The sequence below is a fragment of the Marmoricola sp. URHA0025 HA25 genome (assembly GCF_054059435.1).
The window spans coordinates 2713697-2735723 of the sequence record NZ_JBSSCD010000001.1 but is presented as its reverse complement, the minus strand read 5'-3'; the positions used below and the strand labels follow the sequence as shown (position 1 = coordinate 2735723).

21 protein-coding genes are annotated in these 22027 nt (G+C 71.1%); 19 read left to right on the top strand and 2 right to left on the bottom strand.

Annotation, left to right across the window (positions count from 1 at the left end; translation table 11 throughout):
• The first annotated feature begins 2 nt into the window (after positions 1-2).
• From coaD to ACVW00_RS13405, 7 genes are all read left to right on the top strand, one after another.
• On the top strand, positions 3-518 hold the full coding sequence (coaD, locus tag ACVW00_RS13435) for a pantetheine-phosphate adenylyltransferase (protein ID WP_457111404.1): 516 nt from the start codon (positions 3-5) through the stop codon (positions 516-518).
• Positions 515-1039 (top strand): hypothetical protein, encoded by a 525-nt coding sequence (locus tag ACVW00_RS13430; RefSeq protein WP_457111403.1) that lies wholly within the window; start codon positions 515-517, stop codon positions 1037-1039. Before coaD ends, ACVW00_RS13430 begins: the two co-directional genes overlap by 4 nt.
• 342 nt (positions 1040-1381) lie before the next feature.
• A complete protein-coding gene (locus ACVW00_RS13425; protein WP_457111402.1) occupies positions 1382-1942 on the top strand; it encodes a YceD family protein in 561 nt (186 codons plus the stop codon).
• Positions 1943-1994: 52 nt separating this feature from the next.
• A complete protein-coding gene (rpmF, locus tag ACVW00_RS13420; RefSeq protein ID WP_457111401.1) occupies positions 1995-2180 on the top strand; it encodes a 50S ribosomal protein L32 in 186 nt (61 codons plus the stop codon).
• 20 nt (positions 2181-2200) lie between these two features.
• The gene (gene rnc / locus ACVW00_RS13415) at positions 2201-2941 is read left to right on the top strand and encodes a ribonuclease III (RefSeq protein WP_457111400.1); all 741 of its coding nucleotides are present in this window, start codon (positions 2201-2203) and stop codon (positions 2939-2941) included.
• On the top strand, positions 2934-3812 hold the full coding sequence (gene mutM, locus ACVW00_RS13410; RefSeq protein ID WP_457111399.1) for a bifunctional DNA-formamidopyrimidine glycosylase/DNA-(apurinic or apyrimidinic site) lyase: 879 nt from the start codon (positions 2934-2936) through the stop codon (positions 3810-3812). The genes rnc and mutM overlap by 8 nt, the downstream gene beginning before the upstream one ends.
• A 103-nt stretch (positions 3813-3915) precedes the next feature.
• Positions 3916-4110 carry a hypothetical protein gene (locus ACVW00_RS13405; protein WP_457111398.1) on the top strand — a complete coding sequence of 65 codons (195 nt, stop codon included), beginning with the start codon at positions 3916-3918 and terminating at the stop codon, positions 4108-4110.
• 14 nt (positions 4111-4124) lie between these two features.
• On the opposite strand, the gene ACVW00_RS13400 is transcribed toward ACVW00_RS13405, so the two are convergent.
• Positions 4125-5588, bottom strand: a complete 1464-nt coding sequence (locus ACVW00_RS13400) for an MFS transporter (RefSeq protein ID WP_457111397.1) — start codon at positions 5586-5588, stop codon at positions 4125-4127.
• A gap of 105 nt (positions 5589-5693) precedes the next feature.
• On the opposite strand from ACVW00_RS13400, the gene ACVW00_RS13395 reads away from it, so the two are divergent.
• The 6 genes from ACVW00_RS13395 to ftsY all read left to right on the top strand — a co-directional run bounded on the left by ACVW00_RS13395 (position 5694) and on the right by ftsY (position 13465).
• Positions 5694-6512 (top strand): TetR/AcrR family transcriptional regulator, encoded by an 819-nt coding sequence (locus tag ACVW00_RS13395; protein WP_457111396.1) that lies wholly within the window; start codon positions 5694-5696, stop codon positions 6510-6512.
• Between the two features lie 39 nt (positions 6513-6551).
• Positions 6552-7787, top strand: coding sequence for an MFS transporter (locus ACVW00_RS13390; RefSeq protein ID WP_457111395.1), 1236 nt, complete (start codon positions 6552-6554; stop codon positions 7785-7787).
• Positions 7788-7946: 159 nt separating this feature from the next.
• The gene (smc, locus tag ACVW00_RS13385) at positions 7947-11522 is read left to right on the top strand and encodes a chromosome segregation protein SMC (RefSeq protein ID WP_457111394.1); all 3576 of its coding nucleotides are present in this window, start codon (positions 7947-7949) and stop codon (positions 11520-11522) included.
• On the top strand, positions 11519-12010 hold the full coding sequence (locus ACVW00_RS13380) for an acyl-CoA thioesterase (protein WP_457111393.1): 492 nt from the start codon (positions 11519-11521) through the stop codon (positions 12008-12010). Before smc ends, ACVW00_RS13380 begins: the two co-directional genes overlap by 4 nt.
• A gap of 68 nt (positions 12011-12078) precedes the next feature.
• Positions 12079-12279, top strand: coding sequence for a hypothetical protein (locus ACVW00_RS13375; protein WP_457111392.1), 201 nt, complete (start codon positions 12079-12081; stop codon positions 12277-12279).
• Between the two features lie 43 nt (positions 12280-12322).
• On the top strand, positions 12323-13465 hold the full coding sequence (gene ftsY / locus ACVW00_RS13370; RefSeq protein ID WP_457111391.1) for a signal recognition particle-docking protein FtsY: 1143 nt from the start codon (positions 12323-12325) through the stop codon (positions 13463-13465).
• A 6-nt stretch (positions 13466-13471) separates the two neighbouring features.
• Here the strand turns inward: ftsY and ACVW00_RS13365 are convergent, their stop codons facing one another.
• Complete coding sequence (locus ACVW00_RS13365; RefSeq protein WP_457113113.1) at positions 13472-14098, bottom strand: TetR/AcrR family transcriptional regulator; 627 nt, start codon at positions 14096-14098, stop codon at positions 13472-13474.
• Positions 14099-14378: 280 nt separating this feature from the next.
• Between ACVW00_RS13365 and ACVW00_RS13360 the strand changes: the two genes are divergently transcribed.
• From ACVW00_RS13360 to ffh, 6 genes are all read left to right on the top strand, one after another.
• Complete coding sequence (locus ACVW00_RS13360; RefSeq protein ID WP_457111390.1) at positions 14379-15716, top strand: ammonium transporter; 1338 nt, start codon at positions 14379-14381, stop codon at positions 15714-15716.
• Positions 15713-16051 carry a P-II family nitrogen regulator gene (locus ACVW00_RS13355; RefSeq protein ID WP_457111389.1) on the top strand — a complete coding sequence of 113 codons (339 nt, stop codon included), beginning with the start codon at positions 15713-15715 and terminating at the stop codon, positions 16049-16051. Before ACVW00_RS13360 ends, ACVW00_RS13355 begins: the two co-directional genes overlap by 4 nt.
• A gap of 106 nt (positions 16052-16157) precedes the next feature.
• Positions 16158-17516, top strand: a complete 1359-nt coding sequence (locus tag ACVW00_RS13350) for an ammonium transporter (protein ID WP_457111388.1) — start codon at positions 16158-16160, stop codon at positions 17514-17516.
• Between the two features lie 28 nt (positions 17517-17544).
• Positions 17545-17883: a P-II family nitrogen regulator gene (locus tag ACVW00_RS13345; protein ID WP_457111387.1), complete on the top strand. Its 339-nt coding sequence runs from the start codon at positions 17545-17547 to the stop codon at positions 17881-17883.
• Positions 17884-17932: 49 nt separating this feature from the next.
• Complete coding sequence (locus ACVW00_RS13340; RefSeq protein WP_457111386.1) at positions 17933-20173, top strand: [protein-PII] uridylyltransferase; 2241 nt, start codon at positions 17933-17935, stop codon at positions 20171-20173.
• A gap of 92 nt (positions 20174-20265) precedes the next feature.
• Positions 20266-21801: a signal recognition particle protein gene (gene ffh, locus ACVW00_RS13335; protein ID WP_457111385.1), complete on the top strand. Its 1536-nt coding sequence runs from the start codon at positions 20266-20268 to the stop codon at positions 21799-21801.
• The last annotated feature ends 226 nt before the right edge of the window (positions 21802-22027 follow it).

The following is a 22027-nucleotide window of genomic DNA, read 5'->3' as shown; positions in this document are numbered from 1 at the left end:
CAGTGCGCAGAGCGGTCTGTCCCGGTTCGTTCGACCCGGTCACCAACGGGCACATCGACATCGTGTCGCGCGCATCCCAGCTCTTCGACGAGGTGGTCGTCGCGATCGGCGTGAACAAGTCGAAGGCCAGCGCCCGGCTCTTCTCCGCCGAGGAGCGCATCGAGATGCTCGAGAAGGCGTGCGCAGACTTCCCGAACGTCACCGTGGCCGGCTTCGACGGGCTCCTGACCACCTTCTGCGAGCAGCACGGCATCCGGGCGATCGTGAAGGGGCTCCGGGCGGTCAGCGACTTCGACTACGAGCTGCAGATGGCGCAGATGAACTCCTCCCTGGTCGACGTGGAGACGGTGTTCATCCCCACCAGCCCTGAGTACTCCTTCCTCGCCTCCTCGCTGGTCAAGGAGGTGGCGATGTACGGCGGTGACGTCTCGGCTCTCGTCCCGCCGTTCGTGCTCGAGCGGCTCCTTGCCCGTCTCGCTGAGAAGAGGGCCGAGTCAGAGGGTGGCGCGGACCGGTGAACGCGGTGAGGGGCGAGATCGACGCCCGCCTGCGTGAGCTGCGCACCGCCGTCGAGGAGGCGCGCTCGATGCCGATGTCGGCATCGGCGATGATCAACCGGGCCGAGTTCCTCGACCTGATCGCCGCGCTCGACGCCGCCATCGAGCAGACGCTGTCGCAGGCCACCGAGGTGGTCGGGGGCCGCGACGCGACCCTCGCCGCGGCGACCAGCCAGGCCGAGGAGATCGTGCGCGCCGCCGAGCTGGAGCGCGAGCGGCTGGTCTCCGAGACCGACGTCTTCCGGCTGGCCGAGAGCCGCGCGGCGGAGATCACCGAGGCGGCCGAGCGGGCGGCGGCCGAGCTGCAGGCCGAGACCGACCAGTACGTCGAGGAGAAGCTGGCGAACTTCGAGCTCACCCTCGAGCGCACGCTCGAGCTCGTCCGCCGCGGCCGGGCCAAGCTCTCCGGGGGCCACTCGCACCGGCTGGGCGACGACAGCGACGTCGACGACATCGTGCTCCCCGACCACCTCGAGCGCTGACGCCGAGCGGGCAGAAAAGCTCACCCGGAGCACGCCGAGCGGGCAGAAAAGCTCGCCCGCAGCACGCCGAGCGGGCAGAGAAGCTTCGTTCGGAACAACGCCCTGCCTTCGGCCGGCCCGGCCGCCGTCGACGTCGGCCGATCCCGGGAGCAGCGTTTGTGCCCGCTCGGCGTACCACGGTGCAGCGTTTGTGCCCGCTCGGCGTACTGCGGTGCAGCGTTTGTGCCCGCTCGGCGTACCGTGGAGCAGCGTTTGTGCCCGCTCGGCGGTCGTTTTGGCGGGGAGCGGGGGCTGCCGCTAGACTCCCGTAGGTTCTGCAGAGCCTCAACCGGAAGTGACACCGTGCGTAGCAAGCTCGACCCGAGAGCGCCGCTCGTGCTCGATACACGCGAGCTCGGCCGCCGCCCGGGGTCCCAGCGCAAGGTGTCGGTGACGGCCGAAGCCCCTGCAGAGCTCGGCATCGAGATCCTGGGCGTACCCGAGGGCTCGCCGGTCCAACTGGACCTGCGGCTCGAGGCGGTCATGGACGGGGTGCTCGCCACCGGGACGGCTTCGGCCGACCTCGAGGGCGAGTGCGCGAGGTGCCTGGAGCCGATCGAGGACAGCATCACGGTCGATCTCCAGGAGCTCTACCTCTACCAGCCCGCCGACGGGGACGACGAGGACGACGATGTCAGCCGGCTCGAGGGAGACCTACTCGACCTCGAACCGGTGCTGCGGGACGCGGTGGTGCTCGCACTGCCGTTCCAGCCGCTGTGCCAGGACGACTGTCCGGGACTGTGCGTCGAGTGTGGCGCACGCCTGGCGGACGACCCGGACCACCGGCACGACGAGCCCGTCGATCCACGATGGGCCGCGTTGGCCGATGTCGCGGCGCAGCCGGCACCAGCAGACGAAGACTGAAGCACCGACCAAGCGACCGGTCAGCACCGCTGACCCGGACAAGGAGTACACCGTGGCTGTCCCGAAGCGGAAGATGTCGCGCAGCAACACGCGCCACCGTCGCTCGCAGTGGAAGGCCGTTGCGCCCTCGCTGGTGACCTGCACCAACCCGGCGTGCGGCTCCAAGCACCTGCCGCACCGCGCCTGCCCCGAGTGCGGCCAGTACGGCGCCCGGGCCGACCGCCGGCAAGTGATCTGACAACGTCCTCTGACGCTGTCGTGACCCAGCAGCCCGACGACGCCGAGTCGTTGAAAGACCTGCGCGCTGCCCTCGGCGATCCCGTGCTGGATGCCGAGCTGCTGGAGCTTGCCCTGACCCACCGGTCGTTCGCCTACGAGAACGGCGGCCTGCCGACCAACGAGCGCCTGGAGTTCCTCGGCGACTCGGTGCTCGGAATCGTGATCACCGAGACGCTCTACACCACCCACCCAGACCTCTCCGAGGGCCGGCTGGCCAAGCTCCGGGCGGCCGTCGTTAACGCCCGTGCGCTGGCCGAGGTGGCCCGCACGATCGGGCTCGGGCCGTACATCCGGCTGGGCAAGGGGGAGGACTCGACGGGCGGCCACGACAAGTCCTCGATCCTGGCCGACACCGTCGAGGCGATCATCGGGGCGACGTACCTCTCGGGCGGCTTCGAGAGTGCCGGCCGACTGGTGCACCTGCTCTTCGACCCGCTCCTGGACGCGGCCGCCGCTCTCGGCGCCGGCCTCGACTGGAAGACGAGCCTGCAGGAGTTCTGCGCCGAGCACGACCTGGGCGTGCCGCAGTACGTGATCGAGGACGCGGGCCCCGACCACATGAAGACCTTCACCGCCCAGGTGCGCGTCGCCGAGCGGCTCCACGGCCACGGCGTGGGCCGGTCGAAGAAGGAGGCCGAGCAGCAGGCGGCCGAGTCGGCGTACCGCACGCTCGCCGACGAGCTGCCCGCGACAGCGGGCGCCGACGCCACCGGTGCCTGAGCTCCCCGAGGTCGAGGTCGTCCGGCGTGGGCTGGAGGCCCACGTGCTCGGTCGCACCGTCGAGTCGGTCGAGGTGCTGCACACCCGCCCGGTACGGCGGCACCTGCCCGGACCCGAGGACTTCGCCGCACGCCTGACCGGCCGCGTCTTCACGGCGGCCCGCCGCCGCGGGAAGTACCTCTGGCTGCCCCTCGACACCGGGGACGCGATGCTCGGCCACCTCGGCATGAGCGGCCAGCTGCTGGTCCAGCAGCCCGAGGCGCCGCTGGAGCGTCACCTGCGCGTGCGCTTCAGCCTCGGCTCCTCGAGCGGCGGACCTCCGCTCGACCTGCGCTTCGTGGACCAGCGGATGTTCGGCGGCCTGTCGTTCTCGCCGGGCGGCGCCGATCTTCCCGACGAGCTGGTGCACATCGCGCGCGACCCGCTGGACCCGGCGTTCGACGACGTGGCGTTCGTCCGCCGGGTCCGTCGCAGCGCCTCGGGGATCAAGCGGATCCTCCTGAACCAGGCCGTGGTCTCCGGAGTGGGCAACATCTACGCCGACGAGGCGCTCTGGCTCGCACGGCTGCACGGCGACCGCCCCGGACTGGGACTGCGGGTGGCCGACGTCGAGCGCGTCCTGGCCGCCGCCCGCGAGGTGATGTCCGCCGCCCTCGGCCAGGGCGGCACCTCGTTCGACGCGCTGTACGTCAACGTGAACGGCGAGAGCGGCTACTTCGACCGGTCGCTGGAGGTCTACGGCCGTGAGGGCGAGCCCTGCTCCCGGTGCGGTACGCCGATCAGGCGGGTCAGCTTCATGAACCGGTCGTCGTTCTTCTGCCCCCGGTGCCAACCGCCTCCCCGCGCCCGCCGGGCCCGGGGAGACGGTTAGCGCTCTCGGCTGGGGGTTGATACTGCATCGGTGTCCATGAGACTCTTGGAGGCGGCCCGGTCAGCGGGCCTCACCCCAAGAAATTCCTCCGGAGGACATATCCATGGCCAAGGCTCTCCTCGGCTACATGGGCGGCACCGATCCCCGCGTGACTGCCCGACTCGCTCGTGAGAACAACCTCCTCAGGCAACGGATCGCGGACCTCGAAGCCGTCGCGCTCCGGTTGCAGATGGAGAACGACACGCTCGCCTCGATGACCACCGCGTCCGCCGACGAAGAGGTCTTCGAGCCCGCCTGATCCCCGGTCCGCGTCTAGTGGACCAGCTCGCCGTCGGCCCTCGCGGCCTTCGGCAGCAGGAACGCCGCAGCGAAGCTGGCGGCGTAACAGCCGACCCCGATGACGATCAGGCCACGGATGGAGTCCGCGAACCCGTGGCCGGGAAGCAGCTGGAAGAAGACCGAGCCGAGCACCGCGACACCGAGGGCTCCGCAGAACTGCTGGACCGCATTGAGCACCCCGCTGCCGGAGCCGATCTCCTGCTCGCCGAGACCGGCCAGGATGATGTCGAAGAGCGGGGCGAAGATCGCCCCGCTGCCCAGGCCGGTGACGAAGAACCCGGGCGCCAGGTCCCAGCCGCTCGTGTCCATCCCGTGCGCGCCGATGCTGAGCCAGACCAGGCCGAGGCCGGCGGCGAGCACCAGCAGGCCGCCGTGCAGGACGCGCCGGCCGAACCTCGGTCCGAGCGCCGCACCGGAGGCCCCGGCTCCGACGGCCATCCCCAGCGCCCAGGGGGCGAGCACGACGCCCGTGTGCATCGGGGTGAAGTGCAGGCCGTACTGCAGGAACAGGTTGATGGTGAGCATGAAGCCGGACATCGCGGTGAAGAAGGTGCCCAGGAACACCAGACCGCCGACGAAGGCACGGTTGGTCATCAGCGAGCGCTCGATCACCGGGTGCGCGGTCCGGCGCTCGGACCACACGAAGGCGCCCCACAGCAGGACGCTGGCTCCCAGCATCGCGAACATCCAGCCCGGCCAGCCCTGCTCGTGGCCCTGGACCAGCGGGTAGATCAGGGTCACCGAGGCGGCGGTCAGGAGCGTCGTACCGAGCGGGTCGAGGCGGGCGCCGGGGTCGCGCTCGAGGTGGCTGTGCAGGTTCTTGGGCAGGTACCGGATCGCCAGGTACGACGCCGCGACACCGACCGGGATGTTCACCCAGAAGATCGCGCGCCAGCCGCTGCCGAGCAGGTCGGCCTTGAGCAGGAGGCCGGCGAGGATCGGACCCAGCACGGCCGCGAGGCCCATCACCGGCCCGAAGGGGATCAGTGCCTTCTGCAGGTCGTCCTCGTGGAACGACGACTTCACCATCGCCAGGCCCTGGGGGATCATCACCGCCCCGAAGAACCCCTGGGCCACCCGGGCGGCGATCAGCAGCCCCGCGCTCGGCGCGAGCCCGCAGAGGAGTGACGCCGCGGTGAACCCGACCATCCCGATCAGGAACAGCGGGCGGCGTCCGAAGAGGTCTCCGGCGCGGGCGGAGGTGATCAGGCCCACACCGAAGGTCAGGGTGTAGGCGGCCAGGACCCACTGCAGGGTGGTGTCGCTGCCGCCGATGTCGTGCCGGATCGAGGGTCCGGCGAGGTTGGCGATGGTCGCGTCGAGCAGGTCCATCACGTCGGCGACCATCACGACGACGAGGACCATCCAGCGGTAGCGGTAGCGGTAGCCGTCCGGACCGAGAAGTGCGGACGGTGCCGAGGCGGTGGCGGTGGACATGGGGGCTCCTGACGAACGGTGTTCGAGATTGACGAACACCGTTCTATCGCGAACACCGTTCGTTCGTCAAGAACAATGTTCGTTGAATGTGGTTACACTGGCGGCATGAGTGGGGACAGGACCTTCAAGCTGGGGAAGGCGGTGACCGTGACCGCTCCCGAGGAGGTCGCCGAGCAGGTGAGCGCGCTGGTATCGCGGATGCTGGGGGGCCAGAAGAGCCGCCCGCGCAAGCCGGACGCGCACGACCGGCTCTCGGCGGACCGCATCGTCACGGTCGCGGTCGAGCAGCTGCGCGAGCGCGGGTACGACGCGGTCACGATGCGCTCGATCGCCCGCGAGCTCGGCACCGGCCCGGCTTCGCTCTACGCCCACGTCGCCAACCGGGCAGAGCTCGACCAGCTCGTCGTCGGCTGGGTGTGCGGGCAGTGGCAGATCCCGGAGCCCGATCCGGACCACTGGGACGACCAGCTGCGCGCGAGCCTGATCGACATGCTCGCGCTCTACCGTGCGAACCCGGGTGTCGCCCGGTGCACGCTGGGCATGATCCCCCTGCAGCCGAGCCTGCTGATGGTCACCGAGCGACTGATCGCGCTGCTCAAGGCGGGGGGCGTCTCCGACCAGCACTGCGCCTGGTTCGTCGACGTCGCGGCGCTGTACGTGGCGTCGGTCGCCGTGGAGGAGGACATCTGGCGTGAGCGGCATCGCGGCCAGGATCGCGACGAGGCCGCCTCCGTCGAGCACCAGACCGAGGACGCGGTCGTCGCAGAGGTCCGCAAGGTCTTCCAGAGCCTGCCGGCAGAGCACTTCCCCCTGCTCTCCGCCATGGCGGAGACGATGACCACCGGTTCCGGCGACGACCGCTTCGCCTTCGGCGTCGACCTCCTCGTGAGCGGGCTCAAGGGGCTGGGCGCGGGCAGCCGATAACCCGGTGCGCCTGGGGCCCCGTCGGCCTAGGGTGCCGCGGTGACCAGGCTCGTCGAGACGATCGCCCCTCGGCGACTCGGCGTCGGCTTCCGGTGGCTGATCGCCTCGTCGTGGGCGACCAACCTGGGCGACGGGATCGCCGTCGCGGCGGGACCGCTGCTGATCGCCTCGCAGACCCACGACCCGTTCGTCGTCTCCCTGGCTGCCCTGCTCCAGTGGCTCCCACAGCTGCTCCTCGGCCTGTACGCCGGCGTGCTGGCCGATCGCCTGGACCGGCGCCTGATCGTGGTGACCGTGAACCTGGTCCGGGCCGCGGTGCTCGCCACGCTGGTCGTCGCGATCGCGTCGGACGTCGTCTCGGCACCCGTCGTGCTGGGCGCGCTGTTCACCCTGGGATGCGCGGAGGTGTTCGCGGACAACACCTCGGGCACCTTGCTGCCGATGCTGGTCGAGCGCCAGGACCTGGCGATCGGCAACGCCCGGCTGATGGGCGGCTTCATCACGCTCAACCAGCTCGCCGGCCCGGCGCTCGGCGCTGCGCTGTTCGCCGCCGGGTCCGCGTGGCCGTTCGCCACCGAGGTGGTGCTGATGCTCGCCGGCGCGGGCCTCGTGTCGCGGGTGGTGCTGCCGCCGCACGGACGTGCGCTGGAGCAGCCCGGTCACCTTCGTGCCGACATCGCGGAGGGGTTCCGCTGGGTGCGCCACCACGCCGCTGTGCGGACGCTCGTGCTGACCATCTTCACGTTCAACATCACCTTCGGCGCGGCCTGGTCCGTCCTCGTCCTCTACGCGACCCAGCGCCTCGGCATGGGTCCGGTCGGGTTCGGGCTGCTCACCACCACCTCCGCGATCGGGGGCCTCGCCGGGACCGCGTCGTACGGGTGGATCACGCGTCGGGTGAGCCTCGGCAACATCATGCGCGTCGGCCTCGTGATCGAGACGCTCACCCACCTGTCGCTGGCCCTGACGACCGAGCCGGCGGTCGCGCTCGGCATCTTCTTCGTCTTCGGCGCCCATGCCTTCATCTGGGGGACCACCTCGACGACCGTGCGTCAGCGGGCGGTGCCGTTCGAGCTGCAGGGCCGCGTCGGATCGGTCAACATGCTCGGGGTGTGCGGCGGCCTGGTGATCGGGGCCGCGATCGGCGGGCCGCTGGCCCAGCACTGGGGCGTCACGGCGCCGTTCTGGTTCGCCTTCGGCGGCTCCGCGCTGTTCGTCGTGCTCATCTGGGGACAGCTGCGGCACATCGCCCACGAGGACCCGGTGGACCGCTGAGGGCGACACGCGGGGCGTGCCGCCGTACCGTCCGTCGCTCCACGTAGTCTCGACGTTGCCGCTTCCCCCGGCAGGAGTCCCGCATAGGATCCCTGTTCGCGCCCACAGGCCTTGTGGTCAGCACTGCGTGGTCAGCACACCGGACTGAGGAGCCTCACCTTGTACCTGAAGAGCCTGACCCTGAAGGGGTTCAAGTCCTTCGCCTCCTCGACCACCCTCCAGCTCGAGCCCGGCATCACCTGCATCGTCGGACCCAACGGCTCGGGCAAGTCCAACGTCGTCGACGCGCTCGCGTGGGTGATGGGGGAGCAGGGTGCGAAGTCCCTGCGCGGCGGCAAGATGGAGGACGTCATCTTCGCCGGCACCTCGGGCCGGCCACCGCTCGGCCGCGCCGAGGTGCAGCTGACCATCGACAACGCCGACGGGGCACTCCCGATCGAGTACGCCGAGGTCACGATCAGCCGCACGATGTTCCGCAACGGCGGCTCCGAGTACGCCATCAACGGCACTCCCTGCCGCCTGCTCGACGTCCAGGAGCTCCTCTCCGACTCCGGCATCGGCCGCGAGATGCACGTGATCGTCGGTCAGGGTCAGCTCGACTCGATCCTGCACGCGACACCCGAGGACCGCCGCGGGTTCATCGAGGAGGCGGCCGGCGTCCTCAAGCACCGCAAGCGCAAGGAGAAGGCGCTGCGGAAGCTCGAGTCCACCGACGGCAACCTCACCCGCCTCGGCGACCTCCTCAGCGAGATCCGCCGCCAGCTGAAGCCGCTGGGCCGACAGGCCGAGGTCGCCCGGCGGGCACAGACCGTGCAGGCCGACCTGCGCGACGCCCGGGCCCGTCTGATGGCCGACGACCTGGCCACGGCGCGCAAGGCGCTCGAGCAGGAGCTCGCCGACGAGAGCGTGCTGGTCGCGAAGCGGGCCGAGGTCGAGGCGGAGATCGCGTCCGTGCGCGCGGCGGAGTCCGGCCTCGAGGCCGCCCTGCGCGAGGACCTGCCCGCCCTGTCCCGCGCCCAGGAGACCTGGTTCTCCCTCTCCGGCCTGCGCGAGCGCCTCCGCGGGACCGCCAGCCTCGCCGGCGAGCGGGTCCGCAACGCCCAGCAGGTCGCCGACGAGCGGGTGCCCTCGGGCCGTGACCCCGACGAGCTGGAGGCCGAGGCCGAGCGCGTGCAGGTGGAGGAGACCGGGATCCTCGAAGAGGTCGCGCAGAACCGCACGGCTCTCGAGGAGGCCGTCACCGACCGGCAGGCTGCCGAGCAGCGCTTCACCGACGAGGAGCGCCGCATCGCCGGGCTCCAGCGCGCCGCCGCCGATCGCCGCGAGGGCCTGGCCCGCCTGCACGGCCAGGTCAACGGCCTGCGCAGCCGTGCGGCCGCCGCCGAGGACGAGGTCGCCCGGCTGGCGGAGGCGCGTGCCGATGCCCTCGCCCGCGCCGAGCGCGCCCAGCAGAGCTTCACCTCCCTGGAGACCCGGGTCGCCGGGCTCGACGCCGGCGAGGAGGGACTCGACGCCGAGCACGAGGCGGCCAGTGGCCTGCTCGGCGACATCGAGGACCGGCTCGCCAAGCTGCGCGAGGAGGCACAGACCGCGGAGCGGGAGCGCGGTGCCCTCGTCGCGCGCAAGGAGGCCCTCGAGCTCGGCCTGAACCGCAAGGACGGCGCGGGCGCGCTGCTGGCCGCCTCCGGATCGGTCTCGGGGCTGCTCGGGTCGGTGGCTGCACTGCTCAGCGTGCGCACCGGTTACGAAGCCGCTCTCGCCGCTGCGCTGGGCAGTGCGGCCGATGCTGTCGCCGTCCGCGACGTCGACGCCGCGATCTCCGCCATCGGGCACCTGAAGTCCGACGACCTCGGTCGTGCGGGGCTGCTCCTCGGCGGCGGGCCCGCGACGCAGGACAGCTGGCCGGTCCTGCCCGCCGGTGCCGTCTACGCCATCGATGTCGTCGAGTGCCCCGAGGACCTGCGACCGGCGTTGTCACGCCTGCTGTCGAAGGTGGCCGTGGTCGACGACCTGGCCGCCGCCCGCACGCTGGTCGCCGAGGTGCCCGACGTGACCGCCGCGACGCTCGACGGCGACCTGCTGGGAGCCCACTTCGCCTCGGGTGGCTCCTCGAGCCAGCCCAGCCTGATCGAGGTTCAGGCTGCCGTCGACGAGGCCGGAGAGGCCCTGGCCCGCGCGAGCCACGAGCTCGAGCGGCTCACCTTCGCACTTGCCACGCTGGAGTCCGAGCGCGAGGACGCCTCCCGCCGCGTCGACGTCGCGCTCGCCAAGCTGCACGAGTCCGACGCCGCCCTCGCCGCGGTGGCCGAGGAGCTCGGCCAGTACGGCGCACAGGCGCGCTCCGCCAAGGCCGAGGCGGCGCGCCTGGAGCAGGCGATCGCAACAGCGAAGGAGTCCCACAGCACCAACCTCGCCGGGCTGGCCGAGCTCGAGGAGCGGCTGGCGCAGGCAGAGGCTTCCGACGACGACGAGCCGGACACCGACGAGCGCGAGCGACTGGCCGAGGACGCCAGGTCGGCGCGGGCGCGGGAGATGGAGTCCCGGCTCGCCCTGCGCACTGCCGAGGAGCGTGCCCGGGCCCTCCACGGCCGGGCCGACGGCCTGCGCAACGCCGCTCGGGCCGAGCGCGAGGCCAGGGCACGGGCGATCGCGCGCCGCGAGCAGCTGCTCCGCGAGGGGCGGGTGGCCGAGGCAGTCGGGCGCGGGGTCGCCGTCGTACTGGCGCGGCTGGAGGAGTCCATCGAGCTCGCAGCGATCCAGCGCACCGGCATCGAGCGCGGCCGGGCCGGTCGAGAGCAGCAGCTCGTCGCTGCCCGCGAACGCCTGCGTGAGCTCGGCACGACCCTCGACGAGCTGGTGAACTCCGTCCACCGCGACGAGATGGCCCGCACCGAGCAGCGCATGCGCATCGAGCAGCTCGAGGAGCGCGCGCTCGAGGAGCTCGGGCTCGACGCCGACTCCCTGGTCGCCGAGTACGGTCCCGACCAGCTGGTCCCGCCGGTCGACGTCGAGCGCGGTGACGACGTCGCCGAGACCACCGAGGACGAGGCGCCGGCTCCGTCAGTGCCCTACGACCGCGACGAGCAGCTCAAGCGGCTGCGCGCAGCGGAGCGGGCCCTGGCCCAACTCGGCAGGATCAACCCGCTGGCCCTCGAGGAGTTCTCGGCGCTGGAGGAGCGGCACAAGTTCCTCACCGAGCAGCTCGAGGACCTCAAGCGGACGCGGCGCGACCTGCTCGACATCGTCCGCGAGGTAGACGAGCGGGTCGAGCAGGTCTTCACCGCGGCGTACGCCGACGTGACCAAGGCGTTCGACGCCACCTTCTCGCGCCTGTTCCCGGGCGGCGAGGGCCGGCTCGTGCTCACGAACCCCGACGACATGCTGACCACCGGCATCGAGGTCGAGGCCAGGCCGCCGGGCAAGAAGGTCAAGCGACTCTCGCTGCTCTCCGGCGGCGAGCGCTCGCTGGTCGCGGTCGCGTTCCTGGTCGCGCTGTTCAAGGCCCGGCCGTCGCCGTTCTACATCCTCGACGAGGTCGAGGCGGCGCTCGACGACACCAACCTCGGCAGGCTGCTGGAGATCTACGAGGAGCTGCGCGAGAACTCCCAGCTGATCGTGATCACCCACCAGAAGCGGACGATGGAGGTCGGCGACGCGCTCTACGGCGTCTCGATGCGCGGCGACGGCATCTCCGCGGTGATCTCCCAGCGGCTCCGCGAGTCCGAACCCGCGTGAGCGACGACGCGGGGGCACGGAGAGCGGCGGGACCGACGCGGGCCGACTACGTCGTCTGGCGCCGGGCCACGACCCGGTGGGCCGACGACGACGTCTACGGCCACATGAACAACGCGCGCTACTTCGAGCTGATCGACACCGCCGTCAACGCCCACCTCGCCGAGGCCACCGGCACCGACATCCGCGCGTTGCCGGCCGTCGGGGTGGTCGCGGAGGTCTCGTGCCGCTACTTCCGCGAGGTCGGCTACCCGGAGCCGATCGACCTCGGGCTCGTCGTGGACCGGGTCGGCATCTCGTCGGTCGTCTACCGGATCGGGATCTTCCAGGGCCCGGGCGACGAAGCCGCGGCCGAGGGCCGGTTCGTGCACGTCTACGTCGAGGCGACCGCGGACACCGGCCGCGGCAGCGGCCGGGCGAGCACCCCGATCCCGGACGCCATCCGGGCGGTCGTCGAGCCGCTGGTCGTTCCGGGGACGGGCCGGGAGTAGGCACGGTTTGGTGGAACCCGTGAGAATGGGTACACCGCCTGGACTCTCTCGGTAAGGACCTCGCTGACATGGTCGTGCTCGTGCTCCTGATGCTGGTGATCCTGCTGGTCGCCGCCGCGGTCGTGATCTACGTCGCCTACCCGCACCGTGGCGAGGAGGTCCCGGTGGCGCCGTGGCTGGGCGACGTGATGCAGCGCGGCGTGGAGACGGTCGGCGACCTCCTCGACGCTCCTTCCGCGGACAGCGACCGGGAGCACACCCACCGCTGAGGGCACGGCGGTCGGACGGGCCGCCCTCTGGTTGGATTGCCGCATGGCCTTTCCCGTGCTGATCATCCTCATCGCGGTCGTCGCGCTCCTGGCGATCGGGCTCGTCGTCGGGCTGCTCGTCCGGGGCGGCCGGCGTACGTCGGCGCCCGTTCCCCGGCCGACAGTCGCGGACGCACGCGAGGGCGTCCCGCCGCAGGCTCCGGCGCCAGTGGCGGAGGAGCCTCGATCGGCCACTCCGACGCTCGAGCGGCCGGAGGGTACCGCCAGCCGGCTGGTCCGGCTGCGGCAGCGACTCGCCGGCTCGCAGGGTGGCCTCGGTCGCGGCCTGCTCTCGCTGCTCTCGCGCGACCGGCTGGACGACGACACCTGGGAGGACATCGAGGACACGCTGATCACGGCCGACGTCGGCGTCGGGCCGACCGGTGAGCTGGTCGAGCGGCTCCGCACCCGGTTGCGGGTCGAGGGCGGGTCGACCAGCGACGTCCGCTCGGTGCTCCGCGAGGAGCTGCTCACGCTCGTCGACCCGAGCATGGACCGCAGTCTCCACCTCGACGGGGAGCACCCTGCCGTCGTCCTGGTCGTCGGCGTCAACGGCTCGGGCAAGACCACCTCCGTCGGCAAGATCGCCCGGGTCCTGGTCGCCGAGGGCCGGTCGGTGCTGATGGGCGCGGCCGACACGTTCCGGGCCGCCGCGACCGAGCAGCTGACCACGTGGGGACAGCGCGTCGGCGTCGAGGTGGTCGCCGGGCCCGAGGGCAGCGACCCGGCCAGCGTCGCCTTCGAGTCGGTCCGCGCGGGCATCGACGCGGGGACCGACGTGGTGCTCGTGGACACTGCCGGCCGGCTGCAGAACAAGGCCGGGCTCATGGACGAGCTCGGCAAGGTCAAGCGGGTCATCGAGAAGCAGGTGCCGGTGCGCGAGGTCCTGCTCGTCCTCGACGCGACCACGGGCCAGAACGGCCTGGTCCAGGCACGGGTCTTCAGCGAGGTGGTCGACGTCACCGGGATCGTGCTCACCAAGCTCGACGGGTCGGCGAAGGGCGGGATCGTCGTGGCGGTGCAGCGCGAGCTCGGCGTACCGGTCAAGCTGGTCGGTCTCGGCGAAGGGCCCGACGATCTCGCGCCCTTCGATCCCGAGGCGTTCGTCGACGCCATCCTCGGCGAGTCGCCGGCCGACCAGGCGTGAGTGCGGTCAGGCCCCGGACCGGGCGCCGATCCCGTCGAACATGAAGTCCACGAGCTCCTCCGCCTCGTCGACCGAGGGGACATCGCGCTCGATGATCGCGTAGAGGATCATCATCCCGGCGAACCAGTCCACGGCGAGGTCCATCCGGAAGTCCGGCCGCAGCTCCCCGCGGGCGATCCCGCGCCGTAGCATCACCCGGGCCGCCTCCTCCTGGGCCTCGAAGGCAGCCGTGTACAGGGCGCCGATCCGGCGGTCACGCAGGGACTCGGCGCAGGTCATCCGCATGTAGGACCGTCCGGTCTCCGACGCCGAGAACTCCAGTGCCAGCCGGGTCGCCATCACCAGGTCGTCGCGCACGTTCCCGGTGTCCGGGATCGGCAGCTGGGTGCTGTAGAGCTGCTCGAGCGCCGCGAACGCCAGGTCCTCCTTGCCCGCCCAGCGCCGGTAGACGGTCGCCTTCCCGGCCTTGGCCATCGCCGCGACCTCGTCGACGGTCATGTTGTCGAAGCCGCGCTTGAGGATCAGCTCCGCCGCGGCGGCGAGGATGCGCTCGTCGGCGCTGGAGTCGCGAGGTCGGCCCTTGCGCCGGGCAGGAGCGGCTGGCTCCTCCGGCTGCGCAGGGCCCGCAGACATGGACACGTGGAAACCGTAGGGCTCCCGTCAAGCAACCGGGTGGCAAACACCCAGAAATGACCCAGTTGGGATGGCGCGCTTTGCCCCTCTTTGTCGCTCGTTCACATGTTCGTAACACAGTCGCCGAAGGTGTCACGGAACCGAAACGAGCGGGCACGGCTCCGCGAAACCTCGACGCACGAGTCTTTCCTGCGACAGCGTGGCTGGCCCTGGCCCCGACACCGTCGTCCGGCATCCAGGCCCGTCGCTGACTCTCTGCTCGCTCACCAATGGAGGTCCGATGGACGGCTATTACGCCTGGATGATCGTCGCCACAGCACTCGTGCTGATGATGACGACGCCCGCGCTGGCCTTGTTCTACGGCGGCATGAGCCGCTCGAAGTCCGTGCTCAACATGATGATGATGTCCTACGTCGCCCTGGCGGTCGTCGGCATCGTGTTCGTTCTCTGGGGCTGGTCGATGGGCTGGGGCGGTGACGGCGTCGGCAACGGGAACGGGAAGCTGATCGCCAGCCCGTTCAGCATGTTCGGCCTGGACGGTGTCGGTCACGGCAACTACATCTACGTGCTCTTCCAGCTGACCTTCGCGGCCATCACCGCGGCGCTGATCTCCGGGTCCATCGCCGACCGCGTGAAGCTGTCGTCCTGGATCGTCTTCATCGTCGGCTGGGTGACGCTCGCGTACTTCCCGATCGCCCACAACGTGTGGGGTGGTGGCTGGCTGTACAGCAAGTTCCCGAACCTCGACTACGCGGGCGGCACCGTCGTGCACATCAACGCCGGTATCGCCGGCGGCGTGCTCGCGCTCATCATCGGCAAGAGGATCGGCTGGCCCAAGGAGCCGATGCGGCCGCACAACCTCACCCTCACGATGATCGGTGCGGGCCTGCTCTGGTTCGGCTGGTTCGGCTTCAACGTCGGATCGATCGTCTTCACCTCCGACTCGCTCAAGGACCCGGCCAAGTTCTCGGCCCAGTTCTACTCCGAGACCGGCGTGACCTTCATGAACACGACGCTCGCCACGATGGCGGCCATGCTCGGCTGGCTCCTCGTCGAGCGGTTCCTGCACGGCAAGGCCACCTCGCTCGGCGCCGCATCCGGTGTGGTCGCCGGCCTGGTCGCGATCACGCCCTCCTGCGGTGCGGTCAACACGGTCGGTGCCCTCATCATCGGTGCCCTCGCAGGCATGGTCTGCGCCGTGGCCGTCGGCATGAAGTTCAAGCTGGGCCTGGACGACTCGCTCGACGTCGTCGGCGTCCACCTGGTCGGCGGCATCCTCGGTGCGCTGGCGATCGGGTTCCTCGGGACCGACAAGTCCCCCCAGGGCGTGGACGGGCTGTTCGGGAAGATGAACGGCCTGTTCTACGGCGGCGACCTCACGCTCCTGTGGCACCAGTTCATCGGCGTGCTGTTCACGCTGGTCGTCTCCGGTGTGGTCACGCTCGCGCTCGGCCTGGCGATCAAGTACACGATCGGCTGGCGGGTGCCGGCCGAGGACGAGGTCGAGGGCATCGACTTCGTGCTGCACGGCGAGACGGCGTACGACCTCGGGACGTCCACCAGCCGCTTCGGCAAGGTCGGGACCACCGGCGCCATCAAGGAAGGTGTCACCGCATGAAGCTCGTGACCGCGGTGATCAAGCCGCACAAGTGGGAAGAGGTCCGCGAGGCCCTCGAGACCTTCGGCGTGACCGGCATGACCGTCAGTGAGGTCAGCGGCTACGGCCGGCAGAAGGGCCACACCGAGGTCTACCGCGGCGCGGAGTACGACATCGCGCTGGTGCCGAAGATCCGCATCGAGATCGTCGTCGACGACGGCGACGTCGCCGACGTCACCGACATCGTCGTGAAGGCGGCGCAGACCGGCCGGATCGGTGACGGGAAGGTCTGGGTCTCCTCGATCGACAGCGTGATCCGGGTCCGCACCGGTGAGCGCGACGAGGCGGCGATCTAGCCAGGAGCAGACACACGGGCCGGCAGGGTCGGTGGGCATCTCGCCCACTGACCCTGCTGGTGTGCCGTAACACGCCTGTAACGAACGGGGGACACAGTGACCGGCCATGACGTCCCTCACCGACGCCCATATCGGCCTGCCCGCGCTTGCCTCGGACCTCACCAGGATCAGTGCCGGCGACACCGCCTGGCTGCTGGCGGCCTCCGCCCTGGTGCTGCTGATGGCGCCGGGGCTGGCCCTGTTCTACGGCGGCATGGTGCGCTCCAAGAGCGTGCTGAACATGATCATGATGACCTTCGGGGCGCTGGCCGCGATCACGGTCGTCTGGGTGCTGGTCGGCTACTCGCTGGCGTTCGGAGACGACGTCGCGGGCGGGCTGCTCGGCGACCCGTTGCAGCACTTCGGCCTCGAGTCCCTGGTGCGGTCGTCGGCCGACAGCTGGCTGACGGTCCCGGTGATCCTGTTCGCGGTCTTCCAGGGACTCTTCTGCGTGATCACCGGTGCGCTGGTCTCCGGCGCGATCGCCGACCGTGCCCGCTTCGGGGCCTGGATCGTGTTCGTGTCCGTGTGGACCGTGCTGGTCTACGCGCCGGTCGCCCACTGGGTCTTCGACCTCGACCACGACGGCCACTCCGGTGGCTGGCTGGCGAACAAGGTCGGGCTCGTGGACTTCGCCGGCGGAACCGCGGTCGAGATCTGCTCCGGCGGCTCGGCCCTCGCGCTGGCGCTGGTCGTGGGGCGACGGGTCGGCTTCGGCAAGGACCCGATGCGGCCGCACAACCTCACCCTGGTGATGCTCGGCGCTGGGCTGCTGTGGTTCGGCTGGTTCGGCTTCAACGCCGGCTCGGCGCTCCGGGCCGACCACACCGCGGCCGTGGTCTTCGCGACCACCCTGTGCGCGGGTGCCGCGGGCTCGCTGGGATGGCTGGCGCTCGAGCGGCTGCGCGACGGCCACGCGACCTCGCTCGGCGCTGCCTCGGGGCTGGTCGCGGGGCTCGTCGCGATCACGCCGAGCTGCTCGTCGCTCTCCCCGCTCGGCGCGCTGCTGATGGGTGCGGCGGCGGGTGCGATCTGTGCGCTCGCGGTGGGGCTGAAGTACCGCTTCGGGTACGACGACTCGCTGGACGTCGTCGGCGTCCACCTCGTCGGCGGGCTGGTCGGGACGCTGGGCATCGGGCTGATCGCGACGGCGGCGGCGCCGGCCGGGGTCGACGGCCTGCTCCACGGCGGCGGCGCCGACCAGCTGGGCAGGCAGGCGCTCGGTGCGGGCGTCGTACTCGCCTACGCGTTCGTGGTCTCGGGCATCATCGGACTGGTGGTCGACCGGCTGGTGGGCCTGCGGATCGACGAGGAGCACGAGGTGACCGGCATCGACCTCGTCGTGCACGCCGAGACGGCCTACGACCTGCACGCGACAGCCGGGGCCCGGACCTCCGGGTTCCTCGGGCACCAGGACAGCCAGTGACCACCGAACACGACCGAGAGGACGCGCCATGAAGCTGGTGACCGGAGTGATCAAGCCGCACAAGTGGGAGGACGTCCGCTCCGCGCTCGAGACGATCGGCGTGACCGGGATGACGGTGAGCGAGGTCAGCGGCTACGGCCGGCAGAAGGGCCACACCGAGGTCTACCGCGGCGCCGAGTATGACATCGCCCTGGTGCCGAAGATCCGGCTCGAGATCGTCGTGGACGACCAGGACGTCGACGCGGTCGTCGACGCGATCGTGGCGTCGGCCCAGACGGGCCAGATCGGTGACGGCAAGGTCTGGATCTCGCCGGTCGAGACCGTGGTCCGGGTCCGCACCGGCGATCGCGACGAGCTCGCGATCTGATGAGGCCGCACGGGACGTGCCCGCGACCGGCTCGAGACCGGCCAGGGCCGTGACGGCGACCGACAGGGCAGCCCGTGCCGCCGAGGCCGACGCCCTCTGCCAGAAGGCCTACGAGTCGGTGGGCGCCCCCGAGACGGGAGTCGCCCTGGTCGCGGTCGGCGGCTACGGGCGGGAGGAGCTCGCGCCCTACAGCGACCTCGACATCGTGCTGGTGCACGACGAGGGCGTGGCGGCAGGGGACTGGGCCGGTCAGATCTGGTACCCGCTGTGGGACTCGGGGTTCAAGATCGACCACTCGGTGCGCTCGGTCCCCGAGGTGCTCCAGCAGGTCGCCTCGGACCTCAAGGTCGCGCTCGGGATGCTCGACGTCCGGCACCTGGCCGGGGACCCGAACCTGACGCTGCGCCTGCGTACGGCGATCCTGGCCGCCTGGCGCCGGGACGCGAAGGCCCGGCTCCCCGAGCTGCAGGAGCTGGTCCGCGACCGCAACCGGCTCCTCGGTGAGCTCGCCCACAACTCCGTGCCCGACCTCAAGGAGGCGACCGGCGGCCTGCGCGACGCGACCGTGCTGAAGGCGCTGGTCGCCACCTGGCTCGTCGACGTGCCGCACGGCGAGCTGGAGAGCTGCCGGCAGGCGATGCTCGACGTGCGGGACGCGCTGCACGCCGTCGCCGGCCGGGGCAACGACCGGATAGCGCCCGAGCAGTGGGCGGACATGGCTCCACTGCTCGACCTTGCCGACGCGGCTGCCGTCCAGCTGCACGTGCGGACCCTGGGTCGGCGGATGACCCACCTGTCACGGCTCACGTGGCGGCGGGTCGACGCCGTGCTCCGGCGACCGCCGAGGGCCAACGCGGGCAGACGGCCGCAGCTCGAGGCGATCGGCGGCGGGCTGGCGGTCGCCTACGAGGAGATCGTCCTGGACCGCGACGCGCGCCCGACGAGCGACCCGCTCCTGCTCCTGCGGGCCGCTGCCGAGGCGGCGGAGCGCGACCTGGTGCTGGAGCCGACCACGACGGCCCGGCTGGTGTCCGACGTACCTCCGCTGCCCGAGCCGTGGCCGGCCGAGGCCCGGGACCTCCTGGTCCGGCTGCTGGCCGCCGGGCCGGGGCTGCTGCCGATCTGGGAGACCCTCGACGAGACCGATGCGCTGGAGACCTTCCTGCCCGAGTGGGAGCGGGTCCGCTTGCTGCCGCACGCGTCCACCGTGCACCGGTTCACCGTCGACCGGCACCTCGTCGAGACCTGCATCGAGGCATCGGCGCTGATCCGGCGCGTGTCCCGACCCGACGTGCTGATGGTGGCGGCGTTGCTGCACGACATCGGCAAGGGACAGCTGACCGAGCACTGCGTCGCCGGTGAGCCGATCGCCCGGGACATCGCCCGGCGGATCGGCTTCGACGATCGCGAGACCGAGCTCGTCGCGAGCCTGGTGCGCTGGCACCTGCTGCTGCCGGAGACCGCGACGACGCGCGACGCGGAGGACCCCGCGACCGTCGAGCTGGTCACCAGCCGGATCCACGACAGAGAGGAGCTCGAGCTGCTGTTCGCGCTCACCGAGGCAGATGCGAAGGCGACGTCTGAGAAGGCCTGGACGTCGTGGCGGGCCTCGCTCGTGCGCAGCCTGGTACGCCGGAGCGCGGCCGAGCTGTCCGAGGTGTCCGCGGACGCGACCGAGGAGGAGACCTCGCGCCGCGAGCTCACCATCCCCAAGCAGGTGCGCAAGGACCCGAGGAAGGTCGCCGTGACCGTGGAGGAGTCGGCCGACGGGGCGGTGGTGACGGTGATCTCGGGCGACCGGGTCGGCCTGCTCGCCGATGCGGCGGCCATGCTCGCCCTCCAGAAGGTCTCGGTCCGCGCGGCTCGTGCCTGGACGATGGACGACTACGGCGTCTCGGTCTGGCACGTCGATCGCACCGGCCTCGATGCCGCGGTCCTGCGGGAGCGCCTCGAGGCGATCGCCGACGGTCGGATGGATCCGTCGAGCCGGCTGCGTCCGAGCAGTGCGAGCACCCTGGCACCGACGGTCGTCGTACGCGCCGAGGCGTCCGACCGTGCCACGGTGCTCGAGGTGCGCGCGGCCGACCGGCCCGGGGTCGTGCACCTCGTGTGCGCCGCGCTCGCCCGGCTGGAGCTGACGGTGACCTCCGCCCACGTGGACACCCTCGGGCCGCAGGCGGTCGACGTGTTCTACGTCCAGGAGGCGCAGGCGGGGGCGCTCAGCGACACGCGGGCGGCCGATGCGGCCCACGCCGTACGTGCGGCGCTCAGCGGTCCGGGCGAATCCTGAGCCGGCCCCCGATGCGTCGCGCGTCCAAGGGCAGTGGCGTGCTCGTCTAGGCTTGCGACCGGGCCATTCCGCCGTACGAGCCGAGGAATCACTTGTTCACCACGCTTTCCGACCGCCTGTCCGAGACCTTCAAGAGCCTGCGCGGCAAGGGCCGGCTCTCCGAGGCGGACATCGACGCCACCGCGCGCGAGATCCGGCTCGCGCTGCTCGAGGCCGATGTGGCGTTGCCCGTGGTCAAGGACTTCATCGCCGCCGTCAAGGAGCGTGCGCGAGGCGAGGAGGTCAGCCAGGCGCTGAACCCGGCCCAGCAGGTCGTCAAGATCGTCAACGACGAGCTCGTCACGATCCTCGGCGGGGAGACACGGCGGCTCCGGTTCGCCAAGACGCCGCCGACGGTGATCATGCTCGCCGGCCTCCAGGGGTCGGGCAAGACCACGCTCGCCGCGAAGCTCGCGCTCTGGCTGAAGGAGCAGGGCAACAGCCCGTTGCTCGTCGCCGCCGACCTGCAGCGGCCCAACGCGGTCAACCAGCTGCAGGTCAACGGCGAGCGCGCCGGCGTCACCGTGTTCGCCCCCGAGCCGGGCAACGGTGTCGGTGACCCCGTCGAGGTGTCGCGTCAGGGCCTCGCGGAGGCGAAGCGCACGTTGCACGACGTGGTGATCATCGACACCGCGGGCCGGCTGGGCATCGACGAGGAGCTGATGCGCGAGGCGGCGAACATCCGCGACGCGGTCAGCCCCGACGAGATCCTCTTCGTCGTCGACGCGATGATCGGCCAGGACGCCGTCAACACCGCGCAGGCCTTCCTCGACGGTGTCGGGTACGACGGCGTCGTCCTCACCAAGCTCGACGGCGACGCACGCGGCGGCGCCGCCCTGTCGATCGCGAAGATGACCGGCAAGCCGGTGATGTTCGCGTCCGCGGGCGAGAAGCTCACCGACTTCGACCTCTTCCACCCCGACCGGATGGCCGGACGCATCCTCGACATGGGCGACCTGCTCACCCTGATCGAGCAGGCCGAGAAGACCTTCGACGCCGAGCAGGCCGCCAAGGCAGCGGCGAAGCTGCAGGACGGCGAGTTCACGCTCGACGACTTCCTCGAGCAGATGCAGCAGGTCCGCAAGATGGGCTCGCTGACGAAGATGCTCGGGATGCTCCCCGGGATGGGCCAGTTCCGTGACCAGCTCGAGAACTTCGACGAGCGCGAGATCGACCGGATCCAGGCGATCATCCAGTCGATGACGCCGACCGAGCGGGCCAACCCGAAGATGATCGACGGCTCGCGCCGCGCCCGCATCGCGAAGGGCGCGGGTCGCACCGTCGCCGACGTGAACCAGCTCGTCGACCGCTTCTTCGAGGCCCGCAAGATGATGCAGCAGATGGCCCGCGGAGGCATGCCCGGCATGCCGGGGATGCCCGGCATGGGCCTGGGCAAGAAGGCGAAGGGGCGCCAGGCGCCGCAGCAGAAGAAGGGCAAGGGCGCGCGCCGCAGCGGCAACCCGGCGAAGGCTGCCCAGCAGTCGCAGCAGGAGGCGGCGCCGGCCGGCTCGGCGTTCGGCCTGCCCGCCGAGCTCCCCGAGGACTTCGACCCCAGCCAGCTCCCGGACCTCTCCAAGTACCTCAAGTAGTCGCCGAGCGGGCAGAAAAGCACCGCGGAAGGGCGCCGAGCGGGCAGAAAAGCAGCGCAGGAGTACGCCGAGCGGGCAGAAGTGCCGATCCTGGCGACGGCTCACTCGGCTGCCCTCGCTGGTTGCCGCGACGGGCGATCTGGTCTGAGAAGCGTTTGTGCCCGCTCGGCGTACCGCCGCGAAGCGTTTGTGCCCGCTCGGCGTCCCGGCGCGGGTCGGCTAACGT

Coding starts and splice junctions, on each gene's coding strand:
- ACVW00_RS13405 (WP_457111398.1), top strand. CDS start 3,916: ATGGCCAAGGCTCTCCTCGGCTACATGGGCGGCACCGATCCCCGCGTG.
- ACVW00_RS13400 (WP_457111397.1), bottom strand. CDS start 5,588: ATGTCCACCGCCACCGCCTCGGCACCGTCCGCACTTCTCGGTCCGGAC.
- ACVW00_RS13395 (WP_457111396.1), top strand. CDS start 5,694: ATGAGTGGGGACAGGACCTTCAAGCTGGGGAAGGCGGTGACCGTGACC.
- ACVW00_RS13375 (WP_457111392.1), top strand. CDS start 12,079: ATGGTCGTGCTCGTGCTCCTGATGCTGGTGATCCTGCTGGTCGCCGCC.
- ftsY (WP_457111391.1), top strand. CDS start 12,323: ATGGCCTTTCCCGTGCTGATCATCCTCATCGCGGTCGTCGCGCTCCTG.
- ACVW00_RS13365 (WP_457113113.1), bottom strand. CDS start 14,098: ATGTCTGCGGGCCCTGCGCAGCCGGAGGAGCCAGCCGCTCCTGCCCGG.
- ACVW00_RS13360 (WP_457111390.1), top strand. CDS start 14,379: ATGGACGGCTATTACGCCTGGATGATCGTCGCCACAGCACTCGTGCTG.
- ACVW00_RS13355 (WP_457111389.1), top strand. CDS start 15,713: ATGAAGCTCGTGACCGCGGTGATCAAGCCGCACAAGTGGGAAGAGGTC.
- ACVW00_RS13350 (WP_457111388.1), top strand. CDS start 16,158: ATGACGTCCCTCACCGACGCCCATATCGGCCTGCCCGCGCTTGCCTCG.
- ACVW00_RS13345 (WP_457111387.1), top strand. CDS start 17,545: ATGAAGCTGGTGACCGGAGTGATCAAGCCGCACAAGTGGGAGGACGTC.